At 63.4% G+C, this 22808-nt stretch carries 22 protein-coding genes and 1 other RNA gene; 13 read left to right on the top strand and 10 right to left on the bottom strand.

What is annotated here, in order from left to right:
* Positions 1–24 precede the first annotated feature (24 nt).
* The gene (locus GRI65_RS01590) at positions 25–2124 is read right to left on the bottom strand and encodes a malate synthase G (protein ID WP_160755547.1); all 2100 of its coding nucleotides are present in this window, start codon (positions 2122–2124) and stop codon (positions 25–27) included.
* A 190-nt stretch (positions 2125–2314) separates the two neighbouring features.
* Between GRI65_RS01590 and GRI65_RS01585 the strand changes: the two genes are divergently transcribed.
* From GRI65_RS01585 to GRI65_RS01570, 4 genes are all read left to right on the top strand, one after another.
* The gene (locus tag GRI65_RS01585) at positions 2315–3526 is read left to right on the top strand and encodes a hydrolase (protein WP_160754786.1); all 1212 of its coding nucleotides are present in this window, start codon (positions 2315–2317) and stop codon (positions 3524–3526) included.
* A complete protein-coding gene (locus GRI65_RS01580) occupies positions 3523–4539 on the top strand; it encodes an arginine N-succinyltransferase (protein ID WP_160754785.1) in 1017 nt (338 codons plus the stop codon). The genes GRI65_RS01585 and GRI65_RS01580 overlap by 4 nt, the downstream gene beginning before the upstream one ends.
* The gene (locus GRI65_RS01575; RefSeq protein ID WP_160754784.1) at positions 4536–5795 is read left to right on the top strand and encodes an N-succinylarginine dihydrolase; all 1260 of its coding nucleotides are present in this window, start codon (positions 4536–4538) and stop codon (positions 5793–5795) included. Before GRI65_RS01580 ends, GRI65_RS01575 begins: the two co-directional genes overlap by 4 nt.
* A gap of 130 nt (positions 5796–5925) precedes the next feature.
* On the top strand, positions 5926–6165 hold the full coding sequence (locus tag GRI65_RS01570; protein WP_160754783.1) for a hypothetical protein: 240 nt from the start codon (positions 5926–5928) through the stop codon (positions 6163–6165).
* A gap of 97 nt (positions 6166–6262) precedes the next feature.
* On the opposite strand, the gene ssrA is transcribed toward GRI65_RS01570, so the two are convergent.
* From ssrA to mscL, 3 genes are all read right to left on the bottom strand, one after another.
* Positions 6263–6607, bottom strand: a transfer-messenger RNA (tmRNA) gene (ssrA, locus tag GRI65_RS01565).
* 154 nt (positions 6608–6761) lie between these two features.
* On the bottom strand, positions 6762–7013 hold the full coding sequence (locus tag GRI65_RS01560; protein ID WP_160754782.1) for a hypothetical protein: 252 nt from the start codon (positions 7011–7013) through the stop codon (positions 6762–6764).
* Positions 7014–7115: 102 nt separating this feature from the next.
* The gene (gene mscL / locus GRI65_RS01555) at positions 7116–7538 is read right to left on the bottom strand and encodes a large conductance mechanosensitive channel protein MscL (protein WP_160754781.1); all 423 of its coding nucleotides are present in this window, start codon (positions 7536–7538) and stop codon (positions 7116–7118) included.
* A gap of 190 nt (positions 7539–7728) precedes the next feature.
* Between mscL and GRI65_RS01550 the strand changes: the two genes are divergently transcribed.
* From GRI65_RS01550 to GRI65_RS01530, 5 genes are read left to right on the top strand one after another with little or no spacing between them, the layout of a single operon-like run.
* Entirely contained in the window at positions 7729–8367 is a 639-nt protein-coding gene (locus GRI65_RS01550; protein WP_160754780.1) for a LemA family protein, read from the top strand.
* 8 nt (positions 8368–8375) lie between these two features.
* Complete coding sequence (locus GRI65_RS01545) at positions 8376–9203, top strand: TPM domain-containing protein (protein ID WP_232843880.1); 828 nt, start codon at positions 8376–8378, stop codon at positions 9201–9203.
* A gap of 3 nt (positions 9204–9206) precedes the next feature.
* Positions 9207–9881 (top strand): TPM domain-containing protein, encoded by a 675-nt coding sequence (locus tag GRI65_RS01540; protein WP_160754779.1) that lies wholly within the window; start codon positions 9207–9209, stop codon positions 9879–9881.
* Complete coding sequence (locus GRI65_RS01535; RefSeq protein ID WP_160754778.1) at positions 9881–10429, top strand: NUDIX hydrolase; 549 nt, start codon at positions 9881–9883, stop codon at positions 10427–10429. Before GRI65_RS01540 ends, GRI65_RS01535 begins: the two co-directional genes overlap by 1 nt.
* On the top strand, positions 10426–11220 hold the full coding sequence (locus GRI65_RS01530; protein WP_160754777.1) for an SDR family oxidoreductase: 795 nt from the start codon (positions 10426–10428) through the stop codon (positions 11218–11220). Before GRI65_RS01535 ends, GRI65_RS01530 begins: the two co-directional genes overlap by 4 nt.
* A 78-nt stretch (positions 11221–11298) precedes the next feature.
* Here GRI65_RS01530 and GRI65_RS01525 read toward each other — a convergent pair whose 3' ends face one another.
* Genes GRI65_RS01525 through GRI65_RS15350 form a run of 3 tightly spaced genes read right to left on the bottom strand, consistent with a single transcriptional unit; the run spans position 11299 to position 11800 of the window.
* Positions 11299–11526, bottom strand: a complete 228-nt coding sequence (locus tag GRI65_RS01525) for a PspC domain-containing protein (protein WP_160754776.1) — start codon at positions 11524–11526, stop codon at positions 11299–11301.
* Entirely contained in the window at positions 11523–11654 is a 132-nt protein-coding gene (locus tag GRI65_RS15355) for a hypothetical protein (RefSeq protein ID WP_269816271.1), read from the bottom strand. The genes GRI65_RS01525 and GRI65_RS15355 overlap by 4 nt, the downstream gene beginning before the upstream one ends.
* Before the next feature lie 23 nt (positions 11655–11677).
* The gene (locus tag GRI65_RS15350; protein ID WP_269816270.1) at positions 11678–11800 is read right to left on the bottom strand and encodes a hypothetical protein; all 123 of its coding nucleotides are present in this window, start codon (positions 11798–11800) and stop codon (positions 11678–11680) included.
* A gap of 227 nt (positions 11801–12027) precedes the next feature.
* On the opposite strand from GRI65_RS15350, the gene recF reads away from it, so the two are divergent.
* Entirely contained in the window at positions 12028–13113 is a 1086-nt protein-coding gene (gene recF / locus GRI65_RS01520) for a DNA replication/repair protein RecF (protein ID WP_160754775.1), read from the top strand.
* Between the two features lie 3 nt (positions 13114–13116).
* Here the strand turns inward: recF and GRI65_RS01515 are convergent, their stop codons facing one another.
* A complete protein-coding gene (locus GRI65_RS01515; protein ID WP_232843879.1) occupies positions 13117–13815 on the bottom strand; it encodes an arylesterase in 699 nt (232 codons plus the stop codon).
* A gap of 47 nt (positions 13816–13862) precedes the next feature.
* On the opposite strand from GRI65_RS01515, the gene GRI65_RS01510 reads away from it, so the two are divergent.
* Positions 13863–14564, top strand: a complete 702-nt coding sequence (locus GRI65_RS01510; RefSeq protein WP_160754774.1) for an ABC transporter ATP-binding protein — start codon at positions 13863–13865, stop codon at positions 14562–14564.
* Positions 14561–17080 carry an ABC transporter permease gene (locus GRI65_RS01505; protein ID WP_160754773.1) on the top strand — a complete coding sequence of 840 codons (2520 nt, stop codon included), beginning with the start codon at positions 14561–14563 and terminating at the stop codon, positions 17078–17080. The genes GRI65_RS01510 and GRI65_RS01505 overlap by 4 nt, the downstream gene beginning before the upstream one ends.
* A gap of 12 nt (positions 17081–17092) precedes the next feature.
* On the opposite strand, the gene GRI65_RS01500 is transcribed toward GRI65_RS01505, so the two are convergent.
* On the bottom strand, positions 17093–17542 hold the full coding sequence (locus GRI65_RS01500) for a DUF805 domain-containing protein (RefSeq protein WP_160754772.1): 450 nt from the start codon (positions 17540–17542) through the stop codon (positions 17093–17095).
* Between the two features lie 113 nt (positions 17543–17655).
* Positions 17656–20352 carry a TonB-dependent receptor gene (locus tag GRI65_RS01495; protein ID WP_160754771.1) on the bottom strand — a complete coding sequence of 899 codons (2697 nt, stop codon included), beginning with the start codon at positions 20350–20352 and terminating at the stop codon, positions 17656–17658.
* Positions 20353–20610: 258 nt separating this feature from the next.
* On the opposite strand from GRI65_RS01495, the gene typA reads away from it, so the two are divergent.
* On the top strand, positions 20611–22449 hold the full coding sequence (gene typA / locus GRI65_RS01490; RefSeq protein ID WP_160754770.1) for a translational GTPase TypA: 1839 nt from the start codon (positions 20611–20613) through the stop codon (positions 22447–22449).
* The last annotated feature ends 359 nt before the right edge of the window (positions 22450–22808 follow it).

Genomic DNA, 22808 nt, shown 5'->3' with positions numbered 1-22808 from the left:
CCAGGCCCGGGTGTTGAAGGTGGCTCAGCCGGCCTTCTTCACCCGGCGCCATTGGTGGAGCAGCGGCTCGGTATAGCCGCTCGGCTGGTCCACACCCTTGAACAACAGGTCGCACGCGGCCTTGAACGCGATCCCGTCCCAATCGCCCGCCATCGGTTCGTAGGACGGATCACCAGCGTTCTGCGCATCGACCTTTTCCGCCATACGTTTCAGCGAATCCATCACTTGTTCCTCGGTGCACACACCGTGGAGCAGCCAGTTCGCCATGTGCTGGGAGGAAATACGCAGGGTCGCGCGGTCTTCCATCAGGCCGACATCGTGGATGTCCGGCACCTTGGAGCAACCAACCCCCGCATCGATCCAGCGCACGACATATCCGAGCAATCCTTGCGCGTTGTTATCCAGTTCCTCGCGCACTTCCGCCTCGCTCCAGTTGGTGCCCTCCGCCAACGGGATGGTCAGCAGCAGTTCGAGACCCGGGACAACGCCCAGCCCCTTCTGCACCTCGAACACGTCCTTCTGGTGGTAATGCAGCGCGTGCAACGTCGCAGCGGTGGGAGAGGGAACCCAGGCGGTGTTCGCCCCGGCGTTCAGGTGCCCGATCTTCTCCTTCATCATCTGGCCCATCAGGTCGGGCGCCGCCCACATGCCCTTGCCGATCTGTGCCTTGCCCGAAAGCCCGTGGCGCAGGCCGATCCCGACATTGCGGGCCTCGTAAGCGGTCAACCAGGTGCTGGACTTCATCGCCCCCTTGCGGATCATCGGGCCGGCCTGCATCGAGGTGTGTATCTCGTCCCCGGTCCGGTCGAGGAAGCCGGTGTTGATGAACACGATCCGGTCCCGCACGGCATGGATACACGCGCCGAGATTGGCGCTGGTGCGGCGCTCCTCGTCCATCACGCCGACCTTGACCGTGTTGCGCGGCAGTTGGAGCAAATCCTCAACAGCGTCGAACAAGTCGTTGGAAAAGGCGCATTCTTCCGGGCCGTGCATCTTGGGTTTGACGATGTAGATCGAACCCTTGCGGCTGTTCGAATAGAGCCCCAGCCCCTTCACATCCTGCGCGCCGATCGCGCTGGTGATCACCGCGTCCATGATGCCTTCGGGTATCTCGTTGCCATCGGGCAAGCGGATCGCAGGATTGGTCATCAAATGGCCGACATTACGCACGAACAGCAGGCTGCGACCGGGCAGCGTGCGGACGTTGCCGTCATCATCCGTGAAGTTCTTGTCGTCCGCAAGTTTGCGGGTCAGCGTCTTGCCGCCCTTCTCGAAGCTTTCTTCCAGATCGCCGCGATTGACGCCGAGCCAGTTGCGGTAGGCGAGCAATTTATCCTCCGCGTCCACCGCGGCGACCGAATCTTCTAGGTCGCAGATCGTGGTGAGCGCCGATTCGAGGATAATGTCGGAAATTCCCGCCGGATCGGTCTTGCCGATGGCGCTGGTGGAATCGAACACCACTTCGACGTGCAGGCCATTGTTCCGGAACAGCAAACCCCGTTCCGTCTTGCCGGCATACTGGCCCTGGTCCTGCAATTTCCCGTCATGATCGCCGGTGATATCGCTCCAGCTCTGGTCCACGAGAGGTAGCGCCAGATCGAGGAATGCCCGCCCTGCAGCGATCACCGCCGCACCGCGATCCGGATCGTAACCGGCGACCTTGGCCTCGGGAGCGTTCTCCAGCGCGTCGGTGCCGTAAAACGCGTCATACAGGCTACCCCAGCGCGCGTTGGCGGCGTTCAGCAGGAAGCGCGCGTTCAGCACCGGCACCACCAGTTGCGGGCCGGCCATCGTCGCAATCTCGGGATCGACATTCTCGGTCGCAATGGTGAAATCCGCAGGAGCGGCGACCAGATAGCCGATTTCATGCAGGAACGCGCGGTACGCGTCTGCGTCATGCGGCTGGCCGCGCCGTTCGATGTGCCATGCGTCGATCTTCGCCTGCAACTCGTCACGCCTCGCCAGCAACTGCCGATTGCGGGGGGCGAACTTGTCCAGCAAATCGGCAAAGCCCTGCCAGAACTCAGCGGGCTTCCGGCCCAGCGGCGCAAGCACCTCCTGCTCGACGAAGCCGCATAGGGCACCGTCAACCTTAAGACCGGCGCGCGTTTCGAAACTGCTCATAAATCCACCCGTATCGTTCACGCAACCGATGGGCCGCGCGGTATGTCAAAATCTGCTTTGTTTCCCGGGGAGGAAGCCGTCCTATGGCCTGCAGGCCGACCGATTGCAACGGTGCAGGCGGATGTCCACGGGGCAATATTCCGCCGCCGGGGTTGGCCCGGCGCGTGGCCGAGGCTAGGGATCGTTGCAGATGACACGACTGGACCCGAACGGAACCGAATTGATCGAACAAATCGATCAGGCTGCCATGCTCGCGCAGGCGCAGGCGTGGAGCGCGGTCAACACCGGCACCGCGAACCTGCCCGGCCTTGCAACGCAGGCCAACCTGCTCGCTGAGGCCTTTTCGGCGCTGCCCGGCGATGTGCAATTGATCGATCCCGCTCCGGTAACCGGGATCGATGCGGGCGGCGCTGAGTTCGAGAAGCCCCACGGCCAGCATCTTGTGCTGCGGGTGCGCCCGGGCGCAGCGCGGCGGCTGCTGTTTACCGGCCATATGGACACCGTCTTTCCCGCAGACCACCCGTTCCAGGCCCAGGAATGGCTCGACGAGGTGACGCTGAACGGTCCCGGTCTTGCGGACATGAAAGGCGGCATCGCAGTCATGCTCCACGCCTTGCTGGCTCTGGAAACCAGCGGAACCGCTGAAAAAATCGGTTACGACGTGCTGATCAATTCGGACGAGGAAACCGGCTCGCTGTCCTCCTCAGCGCTGATCGAGGAACTGGCACGCGGCAAGTACGCCGCGCTGACCTATGAACCCAGCGCCCTGCCCGACGGTACGCTGGCCCATGCACGCGGCGGCACCGGCAATTATTCGCTGATCGTCAAGGGAAAGTCGGCGCATGCGGGACGCAACCCGCAGGACGGCCGCAACGCGGTTGTCGCCGCGGCGGCGCTGACCGTTGGCCTCAAAGGGCTGGAAACGCCGGATTGTCCGGTCAACCCGGCAAAGATCGAAGGCGGCGCGGCCAATAACGTGGTGCCGGATAACGCTGTACTGCGCTTCAACATCCGGCCCAAGGAACCTTCGGCAGGCGACCGGTTCGAAGCCGGTCTGCAGGCGCTGATGGGCGATATCCGCCAGTCGCACGAAGTTTCCGTCGACCTTCACGGCGGCGTTACCCGGCCGCCCAAGCCGGTGGACCGGCAGGCTCAGAAACTGTTCGATCTGGTGCGGAACTGCGGCGCGGTGCTGGGTCAGGACATCGGCTGGCAATCCACCGGCGGCGTGTGCGACGGCAACAACATCGCCGCCTGCGGGGTGCCGGTGGTCGACACGATGGGAGTGCGCGGCGGCGCTATCCACAGCCCCCAGGAATTCATGATCGTGCCGTCGCTGAAAGAACGCGCGGCCTTGTCTGCGCTGGTGCTGTCGCGCCTCGCTTCGGGAGACGAACTGTGACCTTCCGCATGCGCGCCGCGCGCCTCGAGGATCTTGAGGCGCTGTATGAAATGGCCAAGCTGACCGGCGGCGGGTTTACCAATCTGCCGCCCGATCGCGCCGCGCTCGGCGTCAAGCTGGAACGCGCTGCCGCCGCATTCGCGCGGGAGGGCGATACGCTGGAAGACGAGCAATTCGTGCTGGTCTTGGAAAACTCCGCGACCGGCGATGTGCGCGGCACCTGTCAGATATTCACCCAGGTCGGCCAGCAATGGCCGTTCTATTCCTACCGGATGACCACCCTGACGCAGCATTCGCAGGAACTGGACCGGACCGTCCGCGCCGAAATGCTCAGCCTGACCACCGATCTGGAGGGTTCTTCCGAAGTTGGCGGACTGTTCCTCCATCCGGGCGAACGTGCGGGCGGGCTGGGCCTGCTGCTGGCGCGCAGCCGCTACCTGTTCATCGCCATGCACCGCGCGCGGTTCGCGGACCGGGTGATCGCCGAACTGCGGGGCATTATCGACGACCGCGGCGGATCGCCGTTCTGGGACGGTGTCGCGGGCCGGTTTTTCGGGATGAGTTTCCAGGAAGCGGATTATTTCAACGCGATCAACGGCAACCAGTTCATCGCCGACCTGATGCCAAAGCATCCGGTGTATATCGCCATGCTGCAAGACAGCGCGCGCAGCGTGATCGGCCTGCCCCATCCCACCGGCCGCGCAGCCATGCGGATGCTGGAGAACGAAGGCTTTGCCGCGGAAGGCTACGTCGATATTTTCGACGGCGGCCCGACCATGATCGCACGCACCGACCGGGTCAAAAGCATCAAGGAAGCGAAGCCGGCGAATGTGGCCGCGATCGGTCTTGAAAAGGGTGAGCGGGCCTTGGTTGCCACCGGCACTCTCGCCGATTTCCGTGCCTGTTACGGCGCGCGCCAATTCTCAGAAGACGGCGCCGTATCGATCGATTCCCGGGCAGCCGATGTGCTGGACGTGACCCCCGGCGACACGGTGTGGAGCGTGGAGCGGTGATCCGGGAAATCAATTTCGACGGCATAGTCGGTCCTTCGCACAATTACGCGGGCCTCAGCCTGGGAAATCTGGCGGCAACCAAGCACGCGGGCGAAACCTCCTATCCCCGCGCCGCAGCGCTGCAGGGGTTGGACAAGATGCGCGCCAACATGGCGCTTGGGCTGGCGCAGGGCTTCTTCGTGCCGCTGCGCCGACCCAACAGCGATTGGCTCGCCGCGCTGGGGGCGGACGCGACCATCGACCCGCGCCTGACCGCCGCGGCATGGTCCGCCAGTTCGATGTGGACCGCCAACGCCGCCACCGTCAGCCCGGCGGCGGATACGGCGGACAAACGCTGTCACTTGACTCCGGCCAACCTCGTCACCATGCCGCATCGGGGGATGGAATGGCCCGAGATGAAGGCGCAGCTGGAGGTTGCTTTCGCAGACCCCGCGCATTTCACGGTCCACGATCCCGTCCCGCCAAGCTTCGGCGACGAAGGTGCGGCCAATCACGGGCGGCTGTGCGAGGGGCATGACGCACCCGGCGTCGAATTGTTCGTCTACGGCCGGCCGGGCGGTAAATTCCCCGCGCGCCAGCACGAACAGGCGAGCCGCGCGGTGGCCCGCCTGCACCGGCTCGATCCCGAGCGGACAATCTTCATCGAGCAGAATCCGGAAGCGATCGAGGCGGGCGCGTTTCACAACGATGTTGTATCGGTGGCCAACGAACGGGTGCTGTTCACCCACGCGCAGGCTTTCGCTGACCAGCAGGGCGCTTACGACGCAATCCGTGCTAAGTTTCCGGCGCTTCAAGTGGTCGAAGTGCCCGCCGATGCGGTCAGCCTGGCCGAGACGATCAAGACCTACCTGTTCAACGCGCAGCTGCTGTCCCTGCCCGGCGAGGGAGGCGGCGGTGAGATGGCGCTCGTCATTCCGCTGGAAAGCTGGGAAAGCGCGCCGGTCAGGGCATGGCTGGAAGGAATGCTGGCAAGCAATGGTCCTATCCGCCGGGTGATCCCGGTCGATGTGCGCCAGAGCATGGCGAACGGCGGAGGTCCCGCATGCCTGAGGCTGCGCGTCGCGGCAGACCCGGCAACAGTCGATCCGCGTTTCCTGCTGGACGATGCGAAGGCTGACCGCATGACCGCCGTGATCGCGGCCCATTGGCCCGAAGAAATCGAGACTACCGACCTGGGGCAGGAATCGCTGGCAAAATCGGTAACGGGTGCCCGCGCCGCGTTGCTCGACGCGCTGGATCTTTCGGCGCTGCTGTAGGTTATCTTCACGGGTGCCGAACGAGGCGTCGAACTATCTTACAACGGGCCCCCGCGTTAACCTTCGCCTTGCGCAGTTACCCTGATGTGGCATGATGCTTGCTACTTGAGAGGTTAAAGAAAGGGTTCGCATGTTCGGGATGGTCAAACGACTATTTGTTATCAAGACCAACTGGGAAGCGTATCTGATAATCTATGCTTTGGCGCTCGGCGCGGTCGAGCGCGGCAGCAAATATCTTGTCGAGTATCCCGGATTTGGGGGCAAACTGCTGTTCCTCGCCTGCACCGGTGCGGTGTTTCTGGCAGGCGCCAAGATCCTCGATTGCCTGAAACTGGAACGCGAGAAGCAGGCATTGGCTGCGGAGGCCTGATCGCCAAATTTCCGCTGCGAACACGCGTTCGCAAAAAAATCCGCACCGAGAATGGAATAAGTGGAGGGTTTCTGTTGCTACGTACCCTCCGGACGCCCGGTATCCGTTCTGTTGCCCGGTCGGTCCAACCGCGCTTTAGCTTTGTAAGATCAGGCCGTTAGGCCGTCAGATTACGCAGCGATTGCGAGTGCTTCGTTATCGTTTGCACTTATGTGTTGTGAGCTTTTAACGGGGATTCTCAACCCGGGCAAAAACAATGCTTTTGAACACACGTCGATCCTAGTTCGGCCCCGTCAGAAGTCCCTGACGGATCAGGGGTTTTGGTGGAGCCGCCGGGTACTGCCCCCGGGTCCGCTGCGTCTATTGCACATCGCAATTTATCGCCATATCCGGTCGAAACCGGCAGGACCCATATAGGCGCAATTGGATTAATGTGAAGTGACCCGCGCGCCCCGCCCGTAATAAACCCGCCCGCAATAAGCTCGCCGCGCCCGCGACAGATAAAAGAAAAGGGCAGAGCGCGATATGCGCCCTGCCCTTCTCCGATAACCTTCTGCCGTGGCAGCCGCAGCCGCCAGGCAAAACGTCTGGCCAGATTACTGGGCCAAGACGCCTTCTTCGGCGTCAGCAGCGTCTTCAAGCGCATCAGCCTGGTTTTCGGCGGCTGCGGCCTTGTCTTCCATCATTTCTTCACCGGCTTCGGTGGTGGCGGCATCGGCAGCCGCATCATATTCGTCTGCGGTCTGCTCCATCGCTTCCGCTTCGGCTTCGGTTTCGGTTTCAGGACCGGCACAGGCAGCCAGGGCGAGTGCAGATGTCATCGCGGAAGCAATCAAAAATTTACGCATGTAATATTCCCCTCAAAGGTAGGACAGGCGCCGGTGTCGGCCGCCATGAAGCGTTCAACCCCCGACATCCCTGCCGGTTCCCGCAATGGCACTCGGCCCGTCTCATTTTTTCAGCAGGTCGCGGATTTCGGTCAGCAGGTCCACTTCGCTCGGACCGGCGGGTGGCGCGGCGGCCTCTTCCTTGGCGGTCAGTTTCTTCACGTACCGCACCATCACGAAGATGATGAACGCCAGGATCACGAAGTTGATGATTGCAGTGATGAACGCGCCGTAACCGATCATCGCGGCTCCGGCTTCCTTCAGCGCGGCGTAGTCAGTAGGCGAACCTTCATAACCGTCGGGCGTATTCAGCAGGATGAAATAATTCGAAAAATCCGCCCCGCCGAAAATCGCCCCGACAACCGGCATGATGATCTCGTCAGTTAGCGAACTGACGATAGTGGCAAACGCCGCGCCGATAATCACCGCGACGGCAAGGTCAATCACGTTACCTTTGGCGATGAATTCCTTAAAATCCTTGAGCATTGAAACCGTCCCCTTCGTTCGTTCGCCGGTTTTTGTGCCAGCCAAGGCGGGAAAAGCCAAGATACACCGGGGAGTCTATCCTCTCATTCGTGAATCGCTTGAAACCGCGTGGAGGTGTGCTATCTGTTTAACACAGGTAATCCATGTTACCGAAGGGACGCCGGAAGGCGATTTTCAAGGGGATTTTGCAATGATTTTCACTTCCGTTCACCGTCTTGCCCCGGTGCGGTTCGCGCTGGTAGCCATCGCCGCGCTGGGTCTTGCATCCTGCGGCATCAACTCGGTGCCCGCCGCGGAAGAAAACGCCAAGGCCAAGTGGGCCGATGTGCAGGCCGCGTTCCAGGAACGCGCCAATCTCGTGCCCAATCTTGCCGAAGTAGCGCAAGGCGCTGCCGAGCAGGAACGCGGTATCCTCACCGATGTCATCGAAGCACGCTCCCGTGCAACCAGCATCCAACTCAGCGCCGACGACCTGAATGATCCCGAGAAGATGGCGGAGTTTCAGGCCGCCCAGTCGCAACTTGGCGCTGGTCTCGGCCGTTTGCTGGCCAATTTCGAAGCCTATCCCGACCTCAAGAGCATAGGCAATTACCAGATGCTCCAGAGCCAGTTGGAAGGGCAGGAAAACCGCATCCGGATCACTCTGCGCGATTACAACGAAGCAGTTCGCGTGTATAACACCACCATCAGGACCTTTCCGGACACGATCGGCGCGAACCTGATCCACGGGGCGGAACCGATGGTCCCGTATGAAGCGACCACCCCGGGCGCGGAAGCCGCGCCAACTTTGGACATGACGCCGAACACCGACACCACACCGGGCACTTGAACCGGCTGATGGATAAAGGCTCCCGCGCGATTGCAGGCATCCTCGCGGTGCTGGCGATGCTGTTTGCATCGCCAGCACTTGCGCAGGAATTTCCCGAGCTTACCGGCCGTGTGGTCGATAATGCCAACATCATTCCCGATGCGCAGGAAGCCGCGCTGGCCGCAAAGCTGGAAGCGCTCGAAACCCAGTCCCAGCGGCAATTGGTCGTGGTAACCGTGCCGAGCCTGCAAGGGTACGAAATCTCGGATTATGGCTATCGGCTGGGCCGCGAATGGGGCCTCGGCGATGCCGAGCGCAACGACGGCGCGATCCTGCTGGTCGCACCCGAAGAACGCAAGGTGCGGATCGAGGTCGGTTACGGTCTTGAACCCTATCTGACGGACGGCTTGTCCGCCCTGATCATCCAACAGCAGATCCTGCCGCGTTTTCGCGACGGAGATTATCCGGGCGGGATCGAGGTCGGTACGGACGCGATAATCCAGCAGCTGCAATTGCCCGAAGCGGAGGCGCTCGAAATTGCCAACCAGGCGACAGAAGAGCGCGAAAGCGATGGCGGTTTTCCGGTCGGTGCGCTGATCTGGATCGCTTTCATCGTGTTTTTCTTTATCCTGCCGATGCTCGGCGGTCGCGGCCGGAAACGCCGGTTTGGCGGCGGTGTTGGCGGTGCGGTCGGCGACATCATCCTGTGGGAAGTCGGCAAGGCCGTCATCAGCGGGCTGAATGACGGTGATGGCGGCGGCTGGGGCGGCGGCGGAGGCGGCGGCTTTGGTGGCGGCGGCGGTTTCTCAGGCGGTGGCGGAAGTTTTGGGGGCGGCGGCGCCTCGGGAGGCTGGTAGATCATGGCATATCTCAGCAGCCAGGATGCGGCGATCGTGACCACAGCGGTGACTTCGGCGGAAGAAACCACCTCGGGCGAAATTGTTACCGTGCTCGCGGGCCAGTCGGACGGTTACAGCGATATTGCCTTGGCCTGGGCCGCCGTCGCGGCGTTTACCGCGATGAGCGTGTTCGCCGTGTGGCCGGCGTTTTTCCTCGGCAAGATCGACGCGCTGATGGGCGGCTGGGGGCACCAGTGGACCAATGGCGAGATCATCTCGCTGACGATTGCGCTCGGCTTGCTCAAGTTCCTCGCGGTATGGCTGATCCAGCTATGGCAGCCGCTCAAATTCCTGCTCATCCCCGGCCCCGTGAAAACCGCCCGGGTGCACGCCCGCGCGATCTCCCTTTTCAAGGTCGGCGCGGAGCGGCGCACGCATGGCCGCACCGGGATCATGATCTACCTGTCGATGCACGAACATCGGGCCGAAATCGTCGCCGATGAACCGATTGCAGTGAAGGTACCTGCGGAAGTATGGGGCGAAGCAATGGCCGACATGCTGGCCGAAATCCGGCAGGGCCACATCGCACAGGGCATTGCCGCCGGAATTCGCGATGTCGGCGTGGTGCTGGCACAACACTTCCCGCGCGGCGAGGACGACGTCAACGAACTTCCCGACCGTCTGATCGAGGTCTGATGCCCGCTCCGGATCACGACGCGCCTGAAGAAATCGTCTGGCAGGGTAAATACGTGACCGCGAAAAAGCGCGGCCGGTGGGAATATGTCGGCCGCGCCCGCAACATCCGCGCCGCCGTGATCGCGGCAGTGGAGGATGACCATGTGTTGCTGGTCGAACAATATCGCGTGCCGCTGGGGCGCAATTGCCTCGAACTGCCCGCCGGCCTGATCGGCGACGGCGAAGGCGACGAAGGCGAGGAAACGCTGGTTGCGGCGGGCCGCGAACTGGAAGAAGAAACCGGCTACCGCGCTGCCGAACTGACCGACCTCGGCACCTATTATTCCTCGCCCGGGATGGTCAGCGAGTCTTTTACCCTCGTCCGCGCAAGCGGGCTGACGCGGGTCGGCGATGGAGGCGGCGTGGACAGCGAAGATATCACTGTCCACCGGGTGGCGCTTGCAGGGCTGGCGGATTTCATCGACAGCAAGCGCGCTGCGGATGTCGCGGTGGACGTGCGGCTGCTGATGCTGCTCGGCACGACAATTTTTGGAGAGGAATTACCATGAGCGCCAACCCCACAGGCCGCGTTGCCGGCAAGCTGGCACTGGTTACCGGCGCAGCGCAGGGCCTTGGCCGGGCGCATTGCACCCTGCTGGCGCAGGAAGGCGCGCGGGTGCTGTGCACAGATCTCAACGCGGCCGGCGCGGCGGAAACGGCGGAACTGATCAACGCCGAATGCGGCGCGGGCATGGCGTATTCGATAGGCCACGACGTCACCAGCCAGGCCGACTGGACTGCGGCGGTGGAAGCGGCGCAGGACCATCTCGGCGGGCTGTCGGTGCTGGTCAACAACGCGGGGATCGGGGTGGCCGGGAATATCGAGACCTGCACATTCGAGGACTGGCGGCGCGCCTTCGCGGTCAATGTCGACAGTGCGTTTCTCGGATGCCAGACGGCTCTGCCGCTGATGAGGGACCACCAGCCGGGTTCGATCGTCAACATTTCATCGATTGCGGGACTGATCGCGAGCGATACCATGCCCGCCTATAACGCCTCGAAGGCGGCGATCTGGATGCTGACCAAATCGGTCGCCCTGCATTGCGGCAAGCGCGGGTGGAACATCCGCTGCAACTCGGTCCACCCGACATTCGTCGATACGCCGATCCTCGACGGGATCGGCCGGAATGCGGGGATCGAGAAAGATGTGATCGTGGGCAAACTTGCCCGTCAGATACCCCTTGGCCGGATCGGCGAACCGCGTGAAATCGCGCAAGGGGTGCTGTATCTGGCCAGCGATGAAAGCAGTTTCATGACCGGCGCGGAATTGAAACTGGATGGCGGCATTTCCGCGATGTAATCCGGCTTTTCCGGCGAGTGCGGGGCCGACGGTGTGGGGCCGGCGGTGCGGGGTGATTGAGGGGACCCCATGGCCCCCTCAATCGGCGATCAGTGCGATCGCGATGTAGATCAGCACCAGTGAACCGACGCCGACCAATGCACCCAAGACGAAGGCGATACGCACCAGGGTTGCGTCGATCCCGAAGTAGTTGGCGATCCCGCCGCAGACACCCCAGATCTTGCCATTGGCCTTGTCCAGACGGAAACTCTTGCTGGCCGATCCGCCGACAGGTGTGCGGTCCTCGCTGCGGTCGAGATTGCTCATGCGATCACTCCGATGTGGAAAGCGCTCTGGCTGGCGGGAGCAATCGCGAATGCGAAAATTGCGGCCGACAGGGCGATGGACGAAAGAGCGGCGACTAGGCGGCTGCTGAAATTGCTGACATCGGTCATGGTATTTTCCTCCTTCAAAGAGCTTAGGCGATAAGGCCGGACTGGACGACGTTCTGGCTGGCAGGGGCGATCGCGAATGCCAGGAATGCTGCCGACAGGGCGATGGACGAAAGTGCTGCGACGACACGGTTGCTGAAGTTGGTCACGGTAATTTTTCCCTTTTCTGATCCCCCGAAGACCATCTCCGGGGTTGCAGGATACATTGCACGGGCCGTGCCAGTTTTGGAAAACCCCAGAATTCAGCCACTGTTCAGCAAAGCGGGGACATAGCGATAAACAATAATTCCGCATTAGTGGGATTTTTCACCAACAATTGGAATCTGCCGATTTCGGTTGGCGCTCGCTTGAGGCGCGGGCTAGTGCTGCGCCGCTCATGGCTCTTGATGCGATCACCCTTTCCCACTTCCGCAATCACCGTGAAACGCGTCTCGATGGCGCGCGCCAGTTCAACCTGCTGGTGGGCGAAAACGGTGCGGGGAAGACCAACGTGCTGGAGGCAATCTCGCTGTTCGCCCCGGGTCGTGGGCTTCGGCGAGCCGCTTTGGCGGAGATCGCTGGAGCTGCGGGACCGGGCGGTTTCAGCGTCGGCGCCTCGCTGGCTGGACAGCCCGATGAAGAAGCGCTCCGTCTCGGCACCTATACCAAGGCCGCCCAGCCCGGTCGGCGGCTGGTCCAGGTCAATGGCACCCCCGCCAGCGCAGTCGGTCTGGGAGAATGGCTGGCGATCAGCTGGCTGACCCCGGCGATGGACCGCCTGTTCGCCGACAGTGCCGGTGCGCGGCGGCGGTTCATGGACCGGATGGCGCTGGCGCTCGACCCCGCCCATGCCCGCCACGCCGCGCGCTACGAAAACGCACTTCGCGAACGCAATCGCCTGCTCAGCGACGACCGCCCGCCGGAAGCCGCGTGGCTGGACGGGATCGAGGCGCAGATGGCACAGCACGGTGCGCTGCTGGCGCAGGGACGAGCGCGGACGGTCGCTGCCGTAGGACAGGAAATCGCCGTCTTGCCGGAGCAACCCTTCGCACGACCGGTGCTGGTCTATGCTGCTGGAGGTCCCGCCGGACAGGACGCCTTTGCCGCTGCCCTGAAATCCGGGCGCGGGCGCGACCGCGCAGCCCGCCGCAGCCTGGTTGGCCCTCACCGCGACGAGCTGGAGGTTACCATGGCGGGCAAGAACGTCCCCGCCGCAAGTTGTTCAACCGGCGAACAGAAGGCCATGCTGATCGCGATCACCCTCGCCCACGCGCAGCTTGCCGCACGCGGACGCCCCGGCCTGTTGCTGCTCGACGAAGTTGCCGCGCATCTCGATCCGTTCCGCCGGGCCAGCCTGTTCGAACGCCTGCGCAGCGGACGCGCGCAGGTGTGGCTCACCGGTACCGAACTTGGCCCGTTTGCCGAAATCCGCGCCGAAGCCGCCGTATGGCAGGTCAGCGGCGGGCAGGTCGAACGGGTCTGAGGCTCACTCTGCCGGCGGCAAAGCCTCTGCGACATCATCCACCGTCGCGCGCACGAGCGTTTCGACACCGTCCGCCGTGGGATGGATCCGGTCCGACTGGATCAATTGCGGCTGGTCATAGACGGACTCGATGAAAAACGGCACCAGCGCCGCGCCGTATTCCTTGGCCAGCGCCGGATAGATCCCGTCGAATTCGCGCTGGAATTCCGCGCCCAGGTTGGGCGGAGCGCGCATCCCCATCAGCAGCACCGGAATATCCCGCTTTGCCAATTCGTCCAGCATCGCGGCCAAGTTGGCACGGGTTTCGGCGGGCGGCAGATTGCGCAGCAGGTCGTTCCCGCCAAACTCCACGATGACCAGTTCGGGCGGGCTATCCTGCGCGTCGAGCGTGAAGGTGAGACGTTGGCGCGCGGCGGCGGTGGTGTCGCCTGACACGCCCGCATTGCTGACCCGCGCGTTGATCCCGCGCGCGCGCAGTGCAGCTTCCAGCCTGGCCGGATAGCTTTCGCCCTGGTCGAGGTTGTAGCCCGCGAACAGGCTGTCACCGAACGCCAGTATCCGGCGTTCCGGGCCCATCACCGGCATTTCCGAAGCGGCCTCGGCACCCGGCGTAGCGGTAGCGGCTGGCTCGGGTGCGGGTGCCTCTGCACCGCAGGCGGCGAGCGAACATACCGCGATAATCGACCAATGTCGTTTCAACATCTGCAAGTCTCCTTGTCGCGGCCCCTCCCCTATGCCATCGGACGGGTGTGACAAGTCCAAACAACGCGCCCCTCGCGATCTCCGCCCGAAATCTCACCCTGACACTTGGCGAAGGCGACGCTGCGGTGGAAATCCTGCGCGGGGTCGACCTCGAAGTGGCGGACGGTGAAGTGCTGGCGTTGCTCGGCCCGTCCGGGTCGGGGAAAAGCTCGCTGATGGCGGTGCTGTCCGGCCTCGAACGGGCCACCAGCGGCAGCCTGTGGGTTGCGGGCGAAGATTTCTCGACCATGGACGAAGACGCCCTCGCCCGCGCGCGCCGCGGCCGGATCGGCATCGTGCTCCAGGCTTTCCACCTGCTGCCCACCATGACTGCGACCGAAAACGTCGCTACCCCGATGGAACTGGCGGGCGACAAGGACGCGGGCCCCCGCGCCGCCGCCGAATTGGAAGCGGTCGGCCTCGGCCACCGCCTCACGCATTATCCTACGCAGTTGTCGGGCGGCGAACAGCAACGCGTTGCGCTCGCCCGCGCTATCGCCCCCCGCCCGCGCCTGATCTTCGCGGACGAACCAACCGGCAATCTCGACGTCGCCACCGGCCATGACATCATCGACCTGATGTTCGCCCGCCGCGCCGAAGCCGGGGCGACCCTGATCATCATTACCCACGATCCCGAACTCGCCGCCCGCTGCGATCGGATCGTGACCATGGCGGACGGGGTGATCGCCACGGACAGCTCGGCCTCATGAACGGCGAGCTGGGCTGGGGTGCCGCATGGCGGATTGCCCGGCGTGACCTGAACGCCCGGTTCAAGGGCCTGCGCCTGCTGCTGGTGTGCCTGTTCCTTGGCACCGGCGCACTGGCGGCGATTGGCACGCTGACCGCCGCCATCGAGAGCGAACTGGCCGGGCGCGGACAGGAACTGCTCGGCGGCGATCTGGAAATCGAAGTCTGGCAGCGCGACCTGACGGACGAAGAACGCGGCGCCCTGACCGAAATCGGCGAAATCTCCGGCGGCACACGGCTCCAGGCGATGGCGTCCACCGGCGAAAGCGCTGCACCCGTGGAACTGAAGGCGGTCGACACCGCGTGGCCGCTCTACGGCACCCTGACCCTGAAGGATGGCCGCAGTGTCGGCGCACCCGCAACAGGCGAGGCGTGGGTGGCGCAGGGAGCTGCCGACCGGCTCGGCATTAGCGTAGGCGACCGTTTCACCATCGGCGGTACCCCGCTGGTCGCGGCCGGGATCATCGACAACGAACCCGACCGGCTGAGCGAGGGTTTCCAGCTCGGCCCCACCGTGATCGTGGCCGAAAGCCTGCCCGGAAGTGCCGGCTTGCTCGCGCCCGGCGCGATGTACCAGAGCAAGTACCGCGTCGCGTTCGGGGACAGCCGCGATCCCGATGCGGTGCAGGAATCGCTCGAGACGCGCTTTCCCGACGCCGGTTTCGATTACCGCACCCGTGACCGGGCTTCCCCAGGCGCGGACCGCTTTGTCGGGCGGATGGGCGAATTTTTGACGCTGGTCGGGCTGGCCGCATTGGTCATTGCCGGGATCGGCATCGGCGGCGGCGTATCGTCCTATCTGGAAGCGCGCCGTGCCAGCATCGCGACCCTGAAAGTTCTGGGCGCATCCAGCCGCGACATCGTGCGGATCTACGCATTGCAGATCGGCGCTGCGGCGCTTCTCGGCAGCGTGCTCGGTCTTGCGGCGGGCTTTGCCGTCACTCCGCTGCTGGCGGCGGCGCTGCAGGGGCTGCTGCCGGTGGAAAGCGGGTTCGTGTTCGAACCGGGCGCGCTGCTGATCGCGGCGGCGTACGGCTTGCTGGTCGCGGTGGTTTTCGCGGCAACCCCGTTGGTGCGGGCGCGCACCTTCCCCGCCATGGCGCTGATGCGCGCGCGGATCGTGCCACTGTCCCGCGACGGGCGGGCGCTGGCATGGGTCGGCGGAGGCATGACCGCGATCATCGCGCTCGCGCTCCTCACCGCGCGCCAGCCGCTACTATCCGGCGGGTTCCTCGCCGGGGCGATCGTGGTCCTCGGCCTGCTGGCGCTGCTCGGCTGGGGCATCCGCAAGCTCGCGGCAAGGCTTCCCCGCCCTGCCAATCCGCTATGGCGGGCGGCGCTGGCCAATCTCCACCGCCCCGGCGCAGCTACCGGCGCGCTGGTAACGGCGCTCGGCTTCGGGCTCAGCGCATTCGTGCTTCTCGCCGCGATCCAGAGCAGTATCGACGGCAATATCGAACAGCGGGTCCCGCGCGAGGCGCCGGATTATTTCGTCCTCGACGTGCCGCGCGACCGGGTGACCGCCTTCGAACAGCTGGTCGCGGCCGAGCAACCGGATGCGGCGGTGCGAACGATGCCGTCCATGCGCGGCGCGATCCTCGCGTACGGCCCGCAGGACGCGATGATCCGGGTCGCCGACCTCGAAGAAATTCCCGACGGCGCGTGGCCGCTGCGGGGCGAGCGGGGGCTGACCTATGCCGACAATCTGCCGGTCGGCAACCGGCTGACCGCGGGCGCCTGGTGGGGGCCGTTTTATGACGGCGAGCCGCTGGTGTCGGTCGACGCCGAATTTGCCGAAGCGGTGAACCTCGAAATCGGCGATATGATCACCATCGGCATCCTTGGCGTGGAGCGCAGCGCGCGGGTGGCGAATTTTCGCACCATCGACTGGGAAAGCATGGGCTTCAATTACGTGCTGGTTTTCTCCCCCAACGCGATCCGCGACGCACCGCATAACCTCGCGGCCACCATCGATTTGCCCGACGGCGCGGAAACCGGTCCGCTGCTGCGCCAACTGGTCAGCAATTTTCCGTCCAGTTCGGTGATCGAAATCGGCCAGGTGCTGGCGGAAGCGCGCGTGATCCTGGGCCAGGTCGGCACGGCTACCTTCGCCGCGGCATCGGTGGCGGTACTGGCGGGGCTGGCGGTGCTCATCGGCGCAATTGCGGCCGCGCGGGCGGTGCGGACGTATGACACGGTGATCCTGCGCGTGCTTGGTGCGAGCCGCCGTCAGGTGCTGCTGATGCAGTTGGCCGAATACGGGCTGCTGGCGGCGGTCCTTGCGGTCGTCGCGCTGGCACTCGGCACCGGCCTTGCGTGGCTGGTGGTGGTGCAATTGTTCGAATTCGAGTGGCTGCCCGACTGGACCGAAATCCTCGGAGTGCTCGGCGCGGGGCTGGCGTTCGTACTCGCATTCGCGCTGGCCGGCTCGCTCCCGCTGCTGAGAGCGAAACCGGCGCAGGCGCTAAGGGCACTTTAACGCGCCCTCGGTTTACTCGAACACGCTGGCCTGGGTCGGATCCTTGGGATCTTCACCGAACCGGTTCGGGCCTGGTGTGCCGGGCAGGAACATCAACACCAGATAACCGATGACGACCAGTAACCCTACAAATGGCACGTTCGCCAGCACGATAAACCCGAGATACCACCAGCCGGACATGTCGCGGTCATGCAAGCGCCGGACGTTCAACGCGATCGAAGGGATAATTATGCCCAACGCGAAAATCGAAACCAGGCCGGCGCCAAGGTAGAAAAGCGGCCCCGGGCCCTCGGGAATGGTCTCGTTCTCTATCGCAGCAAGATCAAAGCCCCCGGCGAACATCAGCGCAAAGCACAATATGTATACCGTGATCGTGAACAGCGCGAACATCCAGTATTCCATCCGGCGCGACCGGCCGGAAAAATCCACGTACCGCTTCAGCGGCAAAATCATCCAGTCCATCAAATTCCCCCATTGAGCGCCCGATTGGCAAGGCACCACATCCGCTGTCACAGCGCAACAGAAAAGGGGGCCACCTCGCGGCAGCCCCCTTTCGGAATTCAATTTGGTTCAGTTCAGAATTTGAACCGCACCGTGCCGCCGTAGGTGCGCGGCTGGTTGGGATAACCGGAGATCGTCTGCGACTGCGCCACGCCCGGGAAGATCGTGCTCAGGTTGCGGTCGTCCGTCAGGTTGCGGACCCACGCGCTGACTTCCAGGCCCATGTCGAGCGCCAGCGTCAGCGAAGCGTTCACTTCGTTGACTTCACGCCGGTACTGCTTCGCAATGTCGCGCGCCGGGGCGAACGGATCGGCCAGCGTACGGTCGATGAAGTCCGGCAGTCCATCGAGGAGCTGCGTCTGGCTTTCGTGGTAGTAATCGACCCGTCCGATCAGATTGTTGCCGCTCGATCCCAGTTCGTGGGTGTAAGTTGCCGATGTGGCGATTGTCCATTCGGGAATACCGGCCGGACGCGAACCGCTGAGGTCACCCACCGCCGAGCCGGTGAAGCTGTCGTAATTGGCATCGAGGTAGGTCGTCGCGAAGGTGAACACCAGCGCCGGGATCGGCGTGATGGTCGTGTCGAGTTCGAAACCACGGGTCGACTGTTTACCCGCGTTGGCGAGCGCGAAACCGGTCCCGGTGAAAGCGAACGACTGGAAACCCTCGATCGTCTGGTCGAACACCGCGAGATTGACGGCAAGGCCGGGGAAGCTCGCCTTGATGCCGATTTCCTTGACCGTCGCGTCTTCCGGACCGGCAAACCGCGAACCGGTCGACAGGTTCGGAACGATCAGGCCGGCATCGCGAATTGGCGAGGACGGAGCCAGGATGACACTACCCGACGGGGCACCGTTGCTGAGCAATGCGGGCGTGAAATCTGACGCCGAAGGACGCGAATCGCGCGACAGGTTGACCGAGGACGCCTTGAAGCCCGTGGCATACGTCACATACGCGTTGATCTGGTCGGTCAGTTCCGCCGACGCACGCAGCGTATAGCTCCAGTCGCTATCGCGGGTCCGGCCCGGTTCTACCGAGTTGGGCAGGTTAAGGAACGGCGGCTGGAACTGGAGCGCGGTCAGGCCAAGCAGCGGGTTTACGGCCGTGTTTGTGGCGGCCGATGCGATGGCACCAAAGACTGCGGGATTGCCCGCGGCAAATGCCGCGATCTGCGCCGGGCCGATCTGAGACGGAGGAGTCATCGTCGCCGCCGCGATCTGGCCGACGATGAACGCATCCACCAGGCTGATGTTCGACAATTCATCGAACGACTGCTGCGCAAGCGCGAAGTCCTTCTTGTCCTTGGTGTAGTTGAAGCCGCCGGTCAGCGTCAGCCAGTCGGTGACTTCGAAATCGACCGTGCCGAATGCCGAATAGGATGTGTTGTCGAGCGAGAATTGCTCTGCCGTCAGCGGTCCCTGCGAGAAGATCGAACCCGTGGGGAGGCCAAGCTGGCTTTCCACGAAGCCCAGTGTGCCGGGCTGTGGCGCGCGACCTGCACGAGCTGCGGCGGGAGCGTCTGCCAGCAGGTCGAAGAACAGTCGCGAATTGGCACCGGTTGTCAGCGCCGAATTCTGCTCCACCGCTTCGTCGAAGTAGAAACCGCCGAGGAGGAAGTTCAGCGGACCATCGAAATCGGAGGTGAGGCGGAATTCCTGGGTGAAGGTTTCAACCTTCTGGTCGCGCAGTTCGTTGACGATATCCGCGCTGGTGAAATCGACGTCCTGGTTGCTGAGGTTGCTCAGTTCACGGTAGGCCGTGATGGACGTGAGGGTCAGCGCGCCGAGTTCCAGGTCACCCTGGAGCGAGCCGCCGTAGCTTTCGATCTCGTTGCGCGGCAGAGTGTTCAGGTAACCGCGGTCGGACAGCGCATCTTCGTTGCCGATCGCGCCGCCAACGCCGAACACCAGCGGAGCGGTCGGGCCGAACCGGACGTTGCCGACGTTGCAGCACAATTCGTCGATCTTGTTGTAATCGCCGATGGCGCGCAGGCGGAGTGCGCCGCCATTGTCGAACAACAGCTGTCCGCGCACGCCGTAACGGTCGCGGTCGTTGATCTTCTCGTCGAGGTTGACGATCGTGGCGTAGCCGTCACGCTTGTTGTAACTTCCGTCCACGGCGAAGGCGATGCTGTCGGTCAGCGGACCGGTGACATCGGCCTTGACGACCATCAGGTCATAGTTGCCGTAGGTGGCCGACACGCTGCCGCCGAATTCGAACTGCGGTTCGCGGGTGACGACCGAGATGACCCCGGCAGACGCGTTCTTGCCGAACAATGTCGATTGCGGGCCGTTCAGGACTTCGATGCGGGAAACGTTCGCCAGATCGGCGATCTGGCCGGCGGAGCGCGAACGGAACACGTTGTCGATGAACACGCCGACCGATGGCTCGATGCCGAAGTTGTTGGCGCCGTTACCGAAACCGCGAATGATGAAAGTGGTGCTGGCTGCGTTCTGCAGCTGGCTGACGCGCAGCGACGGCGACACCGTCTGCAGGTCGATGAGGTCGCGGATCTGGGCCCGCTCCAGCGTTTCGCCGGTGGTCACCGAAACGGCGATCGGCGTATCCTGAAGCGTCTGCTCGCGCTTGGACGCGGTGACGATGATGAGGTTACCGGAGGCGGCGAGCTCGGCTTCTTCGGGCTCTTCTTCCTGCGAAGCGACTTCGTCCTGCGCCATCACGGCGGTGGGGGCGACAAAGGCAACAGCCGCAACACCGGCGAGCATTGCGGTGCGTACGGCATGCGTACGCCCAAAAGCATTGAATTTCATGAAGTCTCCATCCTCTACCACGGCAGGCTGTTCTGTTCTCGAGGCCTGTCCTTGCCTTCAGCGCATAGGCCGGTCTGAAGGATCGCTCAAGCATCTGGTTGCAAAATACAACTACTGTTGCAAAGGAACCACAACGCTTTGTCGGGGTTGTGCTTGCCCCGCAGTGCAGCATCCGCTAGGGGCGCGCCCAGATGCACAGATGCGCTGACCGCGTGTCTGCAGCCCTTTCCTGCCTTCCGAATTAGCGAGCCCCTTAGAATGTCCGCATTATTGCGCAATGTGGCGATTATCGCCCACGTCGACCACGGCAAGACCACTCTTGTCGACCAGCTGTTCCGCCAGTCCGGCACATTCCGCGATAACCAGCGCGTGGAAGAACGGGCGATGGATTCCAACGACCTGGAAAAAGAACGCGGGATCACCATTCTCGCCAAGTGCACTTCGGTCGAATGGGGCGAAGGCGACGACGCCACGCGGATCAACATCGTCGACACCCCCGGACACGCCGATTTCGGCGGCGAGGTGGAACGTATCCTGAGCATGGTGGACGGCGTGATCCTGCTGGTGGACAGCAGCGAAGGCGCCATGCCGCAGACCAAGTTCGTCACCGGCAAGGCGCTCGCGCTCGGTCTCAAGCCGATCGTCGTGGTCAACAAGATCGACCGTTCCGACGGCCGCCCGTCCGAAGTTCTGGACGAAGTGTTCGACTTGTTCGTCACCTTGGGTGCGAACGACGAACAGCTCGATTTCCCCGTCCTCTACGCGTCGGGCCGTAACGGCTACGCCAGCGAAGATATCGACGCGCGCGAAGGCACGCTGACCCCGCTGTTCGAAAAAATCATCGAACACGTACCCAGCCCCGAAGCCGATTTCGACGGCCCGTTCAAATTCCTCGTCACCCTGCTCGACCGCGACAACTTCCTCGGCCGCATCCTGACCGGCAAGGTCCAGTCGGGCACGATCAAGGTCAACGGCCCGATCCACGCGCTGGATAATGACGGCAAGATCGTCGAAACCGGCCGCGCCTCCAAGCTGATGGCGTTCCAGGGCCTCGAACGCATCCCCGTGGAAGAAGCCCGCGCGGGTGACATCATCTCGATGGCCGGCCTGACGGTCGCCACGGTGTCCAACACCATCTGCGATCCTTCGGTCACCGAACCGCTCCACGCCCAGCCAATCGATCCGCCCACGCTGTCGATGCGCTTTGCCGTGAACGACAGCCCGTTCGCGGGCCGCGAAGGCACCAAGGTTACCAGCCGCATGATCCGCGACCGCCTGGCGCGCGAAGCGGAAAGCAACGTTGCGATCAAGGTCACCGAATCGGATGACAAGGACAGCTTCGAAGTTGCCGGCCGCGGCGAATTGCAACTCGGCGTGTTGATCGAAACGATGCGCCGCGAAGGCTTCGAGCTCGGCATCAGCCGCCCCCGCGTGCTGTTCACCGAAGACGAAAACGGTAACCGGATGGAACCCTACGAAACCGTCGTGATCGACGTGGACGATGAATTCGCCGGCACCGTGGTGGAAAAAGTCGCCATGCGTAAGGGCGAAATGACCGACATGCGCCCCTCCGGCGGCGGCAAGACCCGGATCACCTTCAGCGCGCCGTCACGCGGGCTGATCGGTTATCACGGCGAATTCCTGTCCGACACGCGCGGCACCGGGATCATGAACCGCCTGTTCGAGAAATACGGTCCCTTCAAGGGCAAGATCGAAGGCCGCGCCAACGGCGTGCTGATTTCCAACGGCACCGGCGAAGCGGTCGGCTATGCGCTCAACATGCTGGAAGATCGCGGTATCCTGTTCGTGAAACCGCAGGAAAAGCTGTATGAAGGCATGATCATCGGCGAAAACGCGAAGCCGGACGACCTCGAAGTCAACCCGATGAAGTCCAAGCAGCTGACCAACTTCCGCTCCACCGGCAAGGATGACGCGATCCGTCTCACCCCGCCCAAGGTCATGACGCTGGAACAGGCCATCGCCTATATCGACAACGACGAAATGGTCGAAGTCACCCCGCTCAACATCCGCCTGCGCAAGGCGATCCTCGACCCGAACGAGCGCAAGAAAGCCAGCCGCAAGAAAACCGACGGCTGAACCGTCAACGCCTCCCTGTTCGCAGGGCGGCCAGGCGCAGTCATTCCCTTCCCCCCTCCTCTTCAGAGGAGGGGCGGGGGTGGTGACTAAAATTGTCGCACGCCCGCGCCGAAGACCCGCGGCCTCCGCAGGGCTCCCCCCTCTACCCTGATGGGGTGAGGCAAGACCGCAGCGCTCGGGACCAAGCGCCATCGAGCACATTTTCCTACACTCCCGGAATCTGCCATTCCCGGCGGGATGACGAACCCTGCATCCCAACTCCGCAGATCGGGTATTGCGCGCAACAATCAGCCGCCCACCCGCGCGAACATTTTATTTGCGCCGCACGGGCAATCTGTCACCTTCGGACAATTTAGCTC

The organism is Allopontixanthobacter sediminis (genome assembly GCF_009828115.1).
GTDB classification, from domain to species: domain Bacteria; phylum Pseudomonadota; class Alphaproteobacteria; order Sphingomonadales; family Sphingomonadaceae; genus Allopontixanthobacter; species Allopontixanthobacter sediminis.
Note: the sequence above shows the minus strand (reverse complement) of the source record. Positions and strands in the feature narration are given on the sequence as shown.

Coding starts and splice junctions, on each gene's coding strand:
- GRI65_RS01590 (WP_160755547.1), bottom strand. CDS start 2,124: ATGAGCAGTTTCGAAACGCGCGCCGGTCTTAAGGTTGACGGTGCCCTA.
- GRI65_RS01585 (WP_160754786.1), top strand. CDS start 2,315: ATGACACGACTGGACCCGAACGGAACCGAATTGATCGAACAAATCGAT.
- GRI65_RS01570 (WP_160754783.1), top strand. CDS start 5,926: ATGTTCGGGATGGTCAAACGACTATTTGTTATCAAGACCAACTGGGAA.
- GRI65_RS01560 (WP_160754782.1), bottom strand. CDS start 7,013: ATGCGTAAATTTTTGATTGCTTCCGCGATGACATCTGCACTCGCCCTG.
- mscL (WP_160754781.1), bottom strand. CDS start 7,538: ATGCTCAAGGATTTTAAGGAATTCATCGCCAAAGGTAACGTGATTGAC.
- GRI65_RS01550 (WP_160754780.1), top strand. CDS start 7,729: ATGATTTTCACTTCCGTTCACCGTCTTGCCCCGGTGCGGTTCGCGCTG.
- GRI65_RS01545 (WP_232843880.1), top strand. CDS start 8,376: ATGGATAAAGGCTCCCGCGCGATTGCAGGCATCCTCGCGGTGCTGGCG.
- GRI65_RS01540 (WP_160754779.1), top strand. CDS start 9,207: ATGGCATATCTCAGCAGCCAGGATGCGGCGATCGTGACCACAGCGGTG.
- GRI65_RS01535 (WP_160754778.1), top strand. CDS start 9,881: ATGCCCGCTCCGGATCACGACGCGCCTGAAGAAATCGTCTGGCAGGGT.
- GRI65_RS01530 (WP_160754777.1), top strand. CDS start 10,426: ATGAGCGCCAACCCCACAGGCCGCGTTGCCGGCAAGCTGGCACTGGTT.
- GRI65_RS01525 (WP_160754776.1), bottom strand. CDS start 11,526: ATGAGCAATCTCGACCGCAGCGAGGACCGCACACCTGTCGGCGGATCG.
- GRI65_RS15355 (WP_269816271.1), bottom strand. CDS start 11,654: ATGACCGATGTCAGCAATTTCAGCAGCCGCCTAGTCGCCGCTCTTTCG.
- recF (WP_160754775.1), top strand. CDS start 12,028: ATGGCTCTTGATGCGATCACCCTTTCCCACTTCCGCAATCACCGTGAA.
- GRI65_RS01515 (WP_232843879.1), bottom strand. CDS start 13,815: ATGTTGAAACGACATTGGTCGATTATCGCGGTATGTTCGCTCGCCGCC.
- GRI65_RS01505 (WP_160754773.1), top strand. CDS start 14,561: ATGAACGGCGAGCTGGGCTGGGGTGCCGCATGGCGGATTGCCCGGCGT.
- GRI65_RS01500 (WP_160754772.1), bottom strand. CDS start 17,542: ATGGACTGGATGATTTTGCCGCTGAAGCGGTACGTGGATTTTTCCGGC.
- GRI65_RS01495 (WP_160754771.1), bottom strand. CDS start 20,352: ATGAAATTCAATGCTTTTGGGCGTACGCATGCCGTACGCACCGCAATG.
- typA (WP_160754770.1), top strand. CDS start 20,611: ATGTCCGCATTATTGCGCAATGTGGCGATTATCGCCCACGTCGACCAC.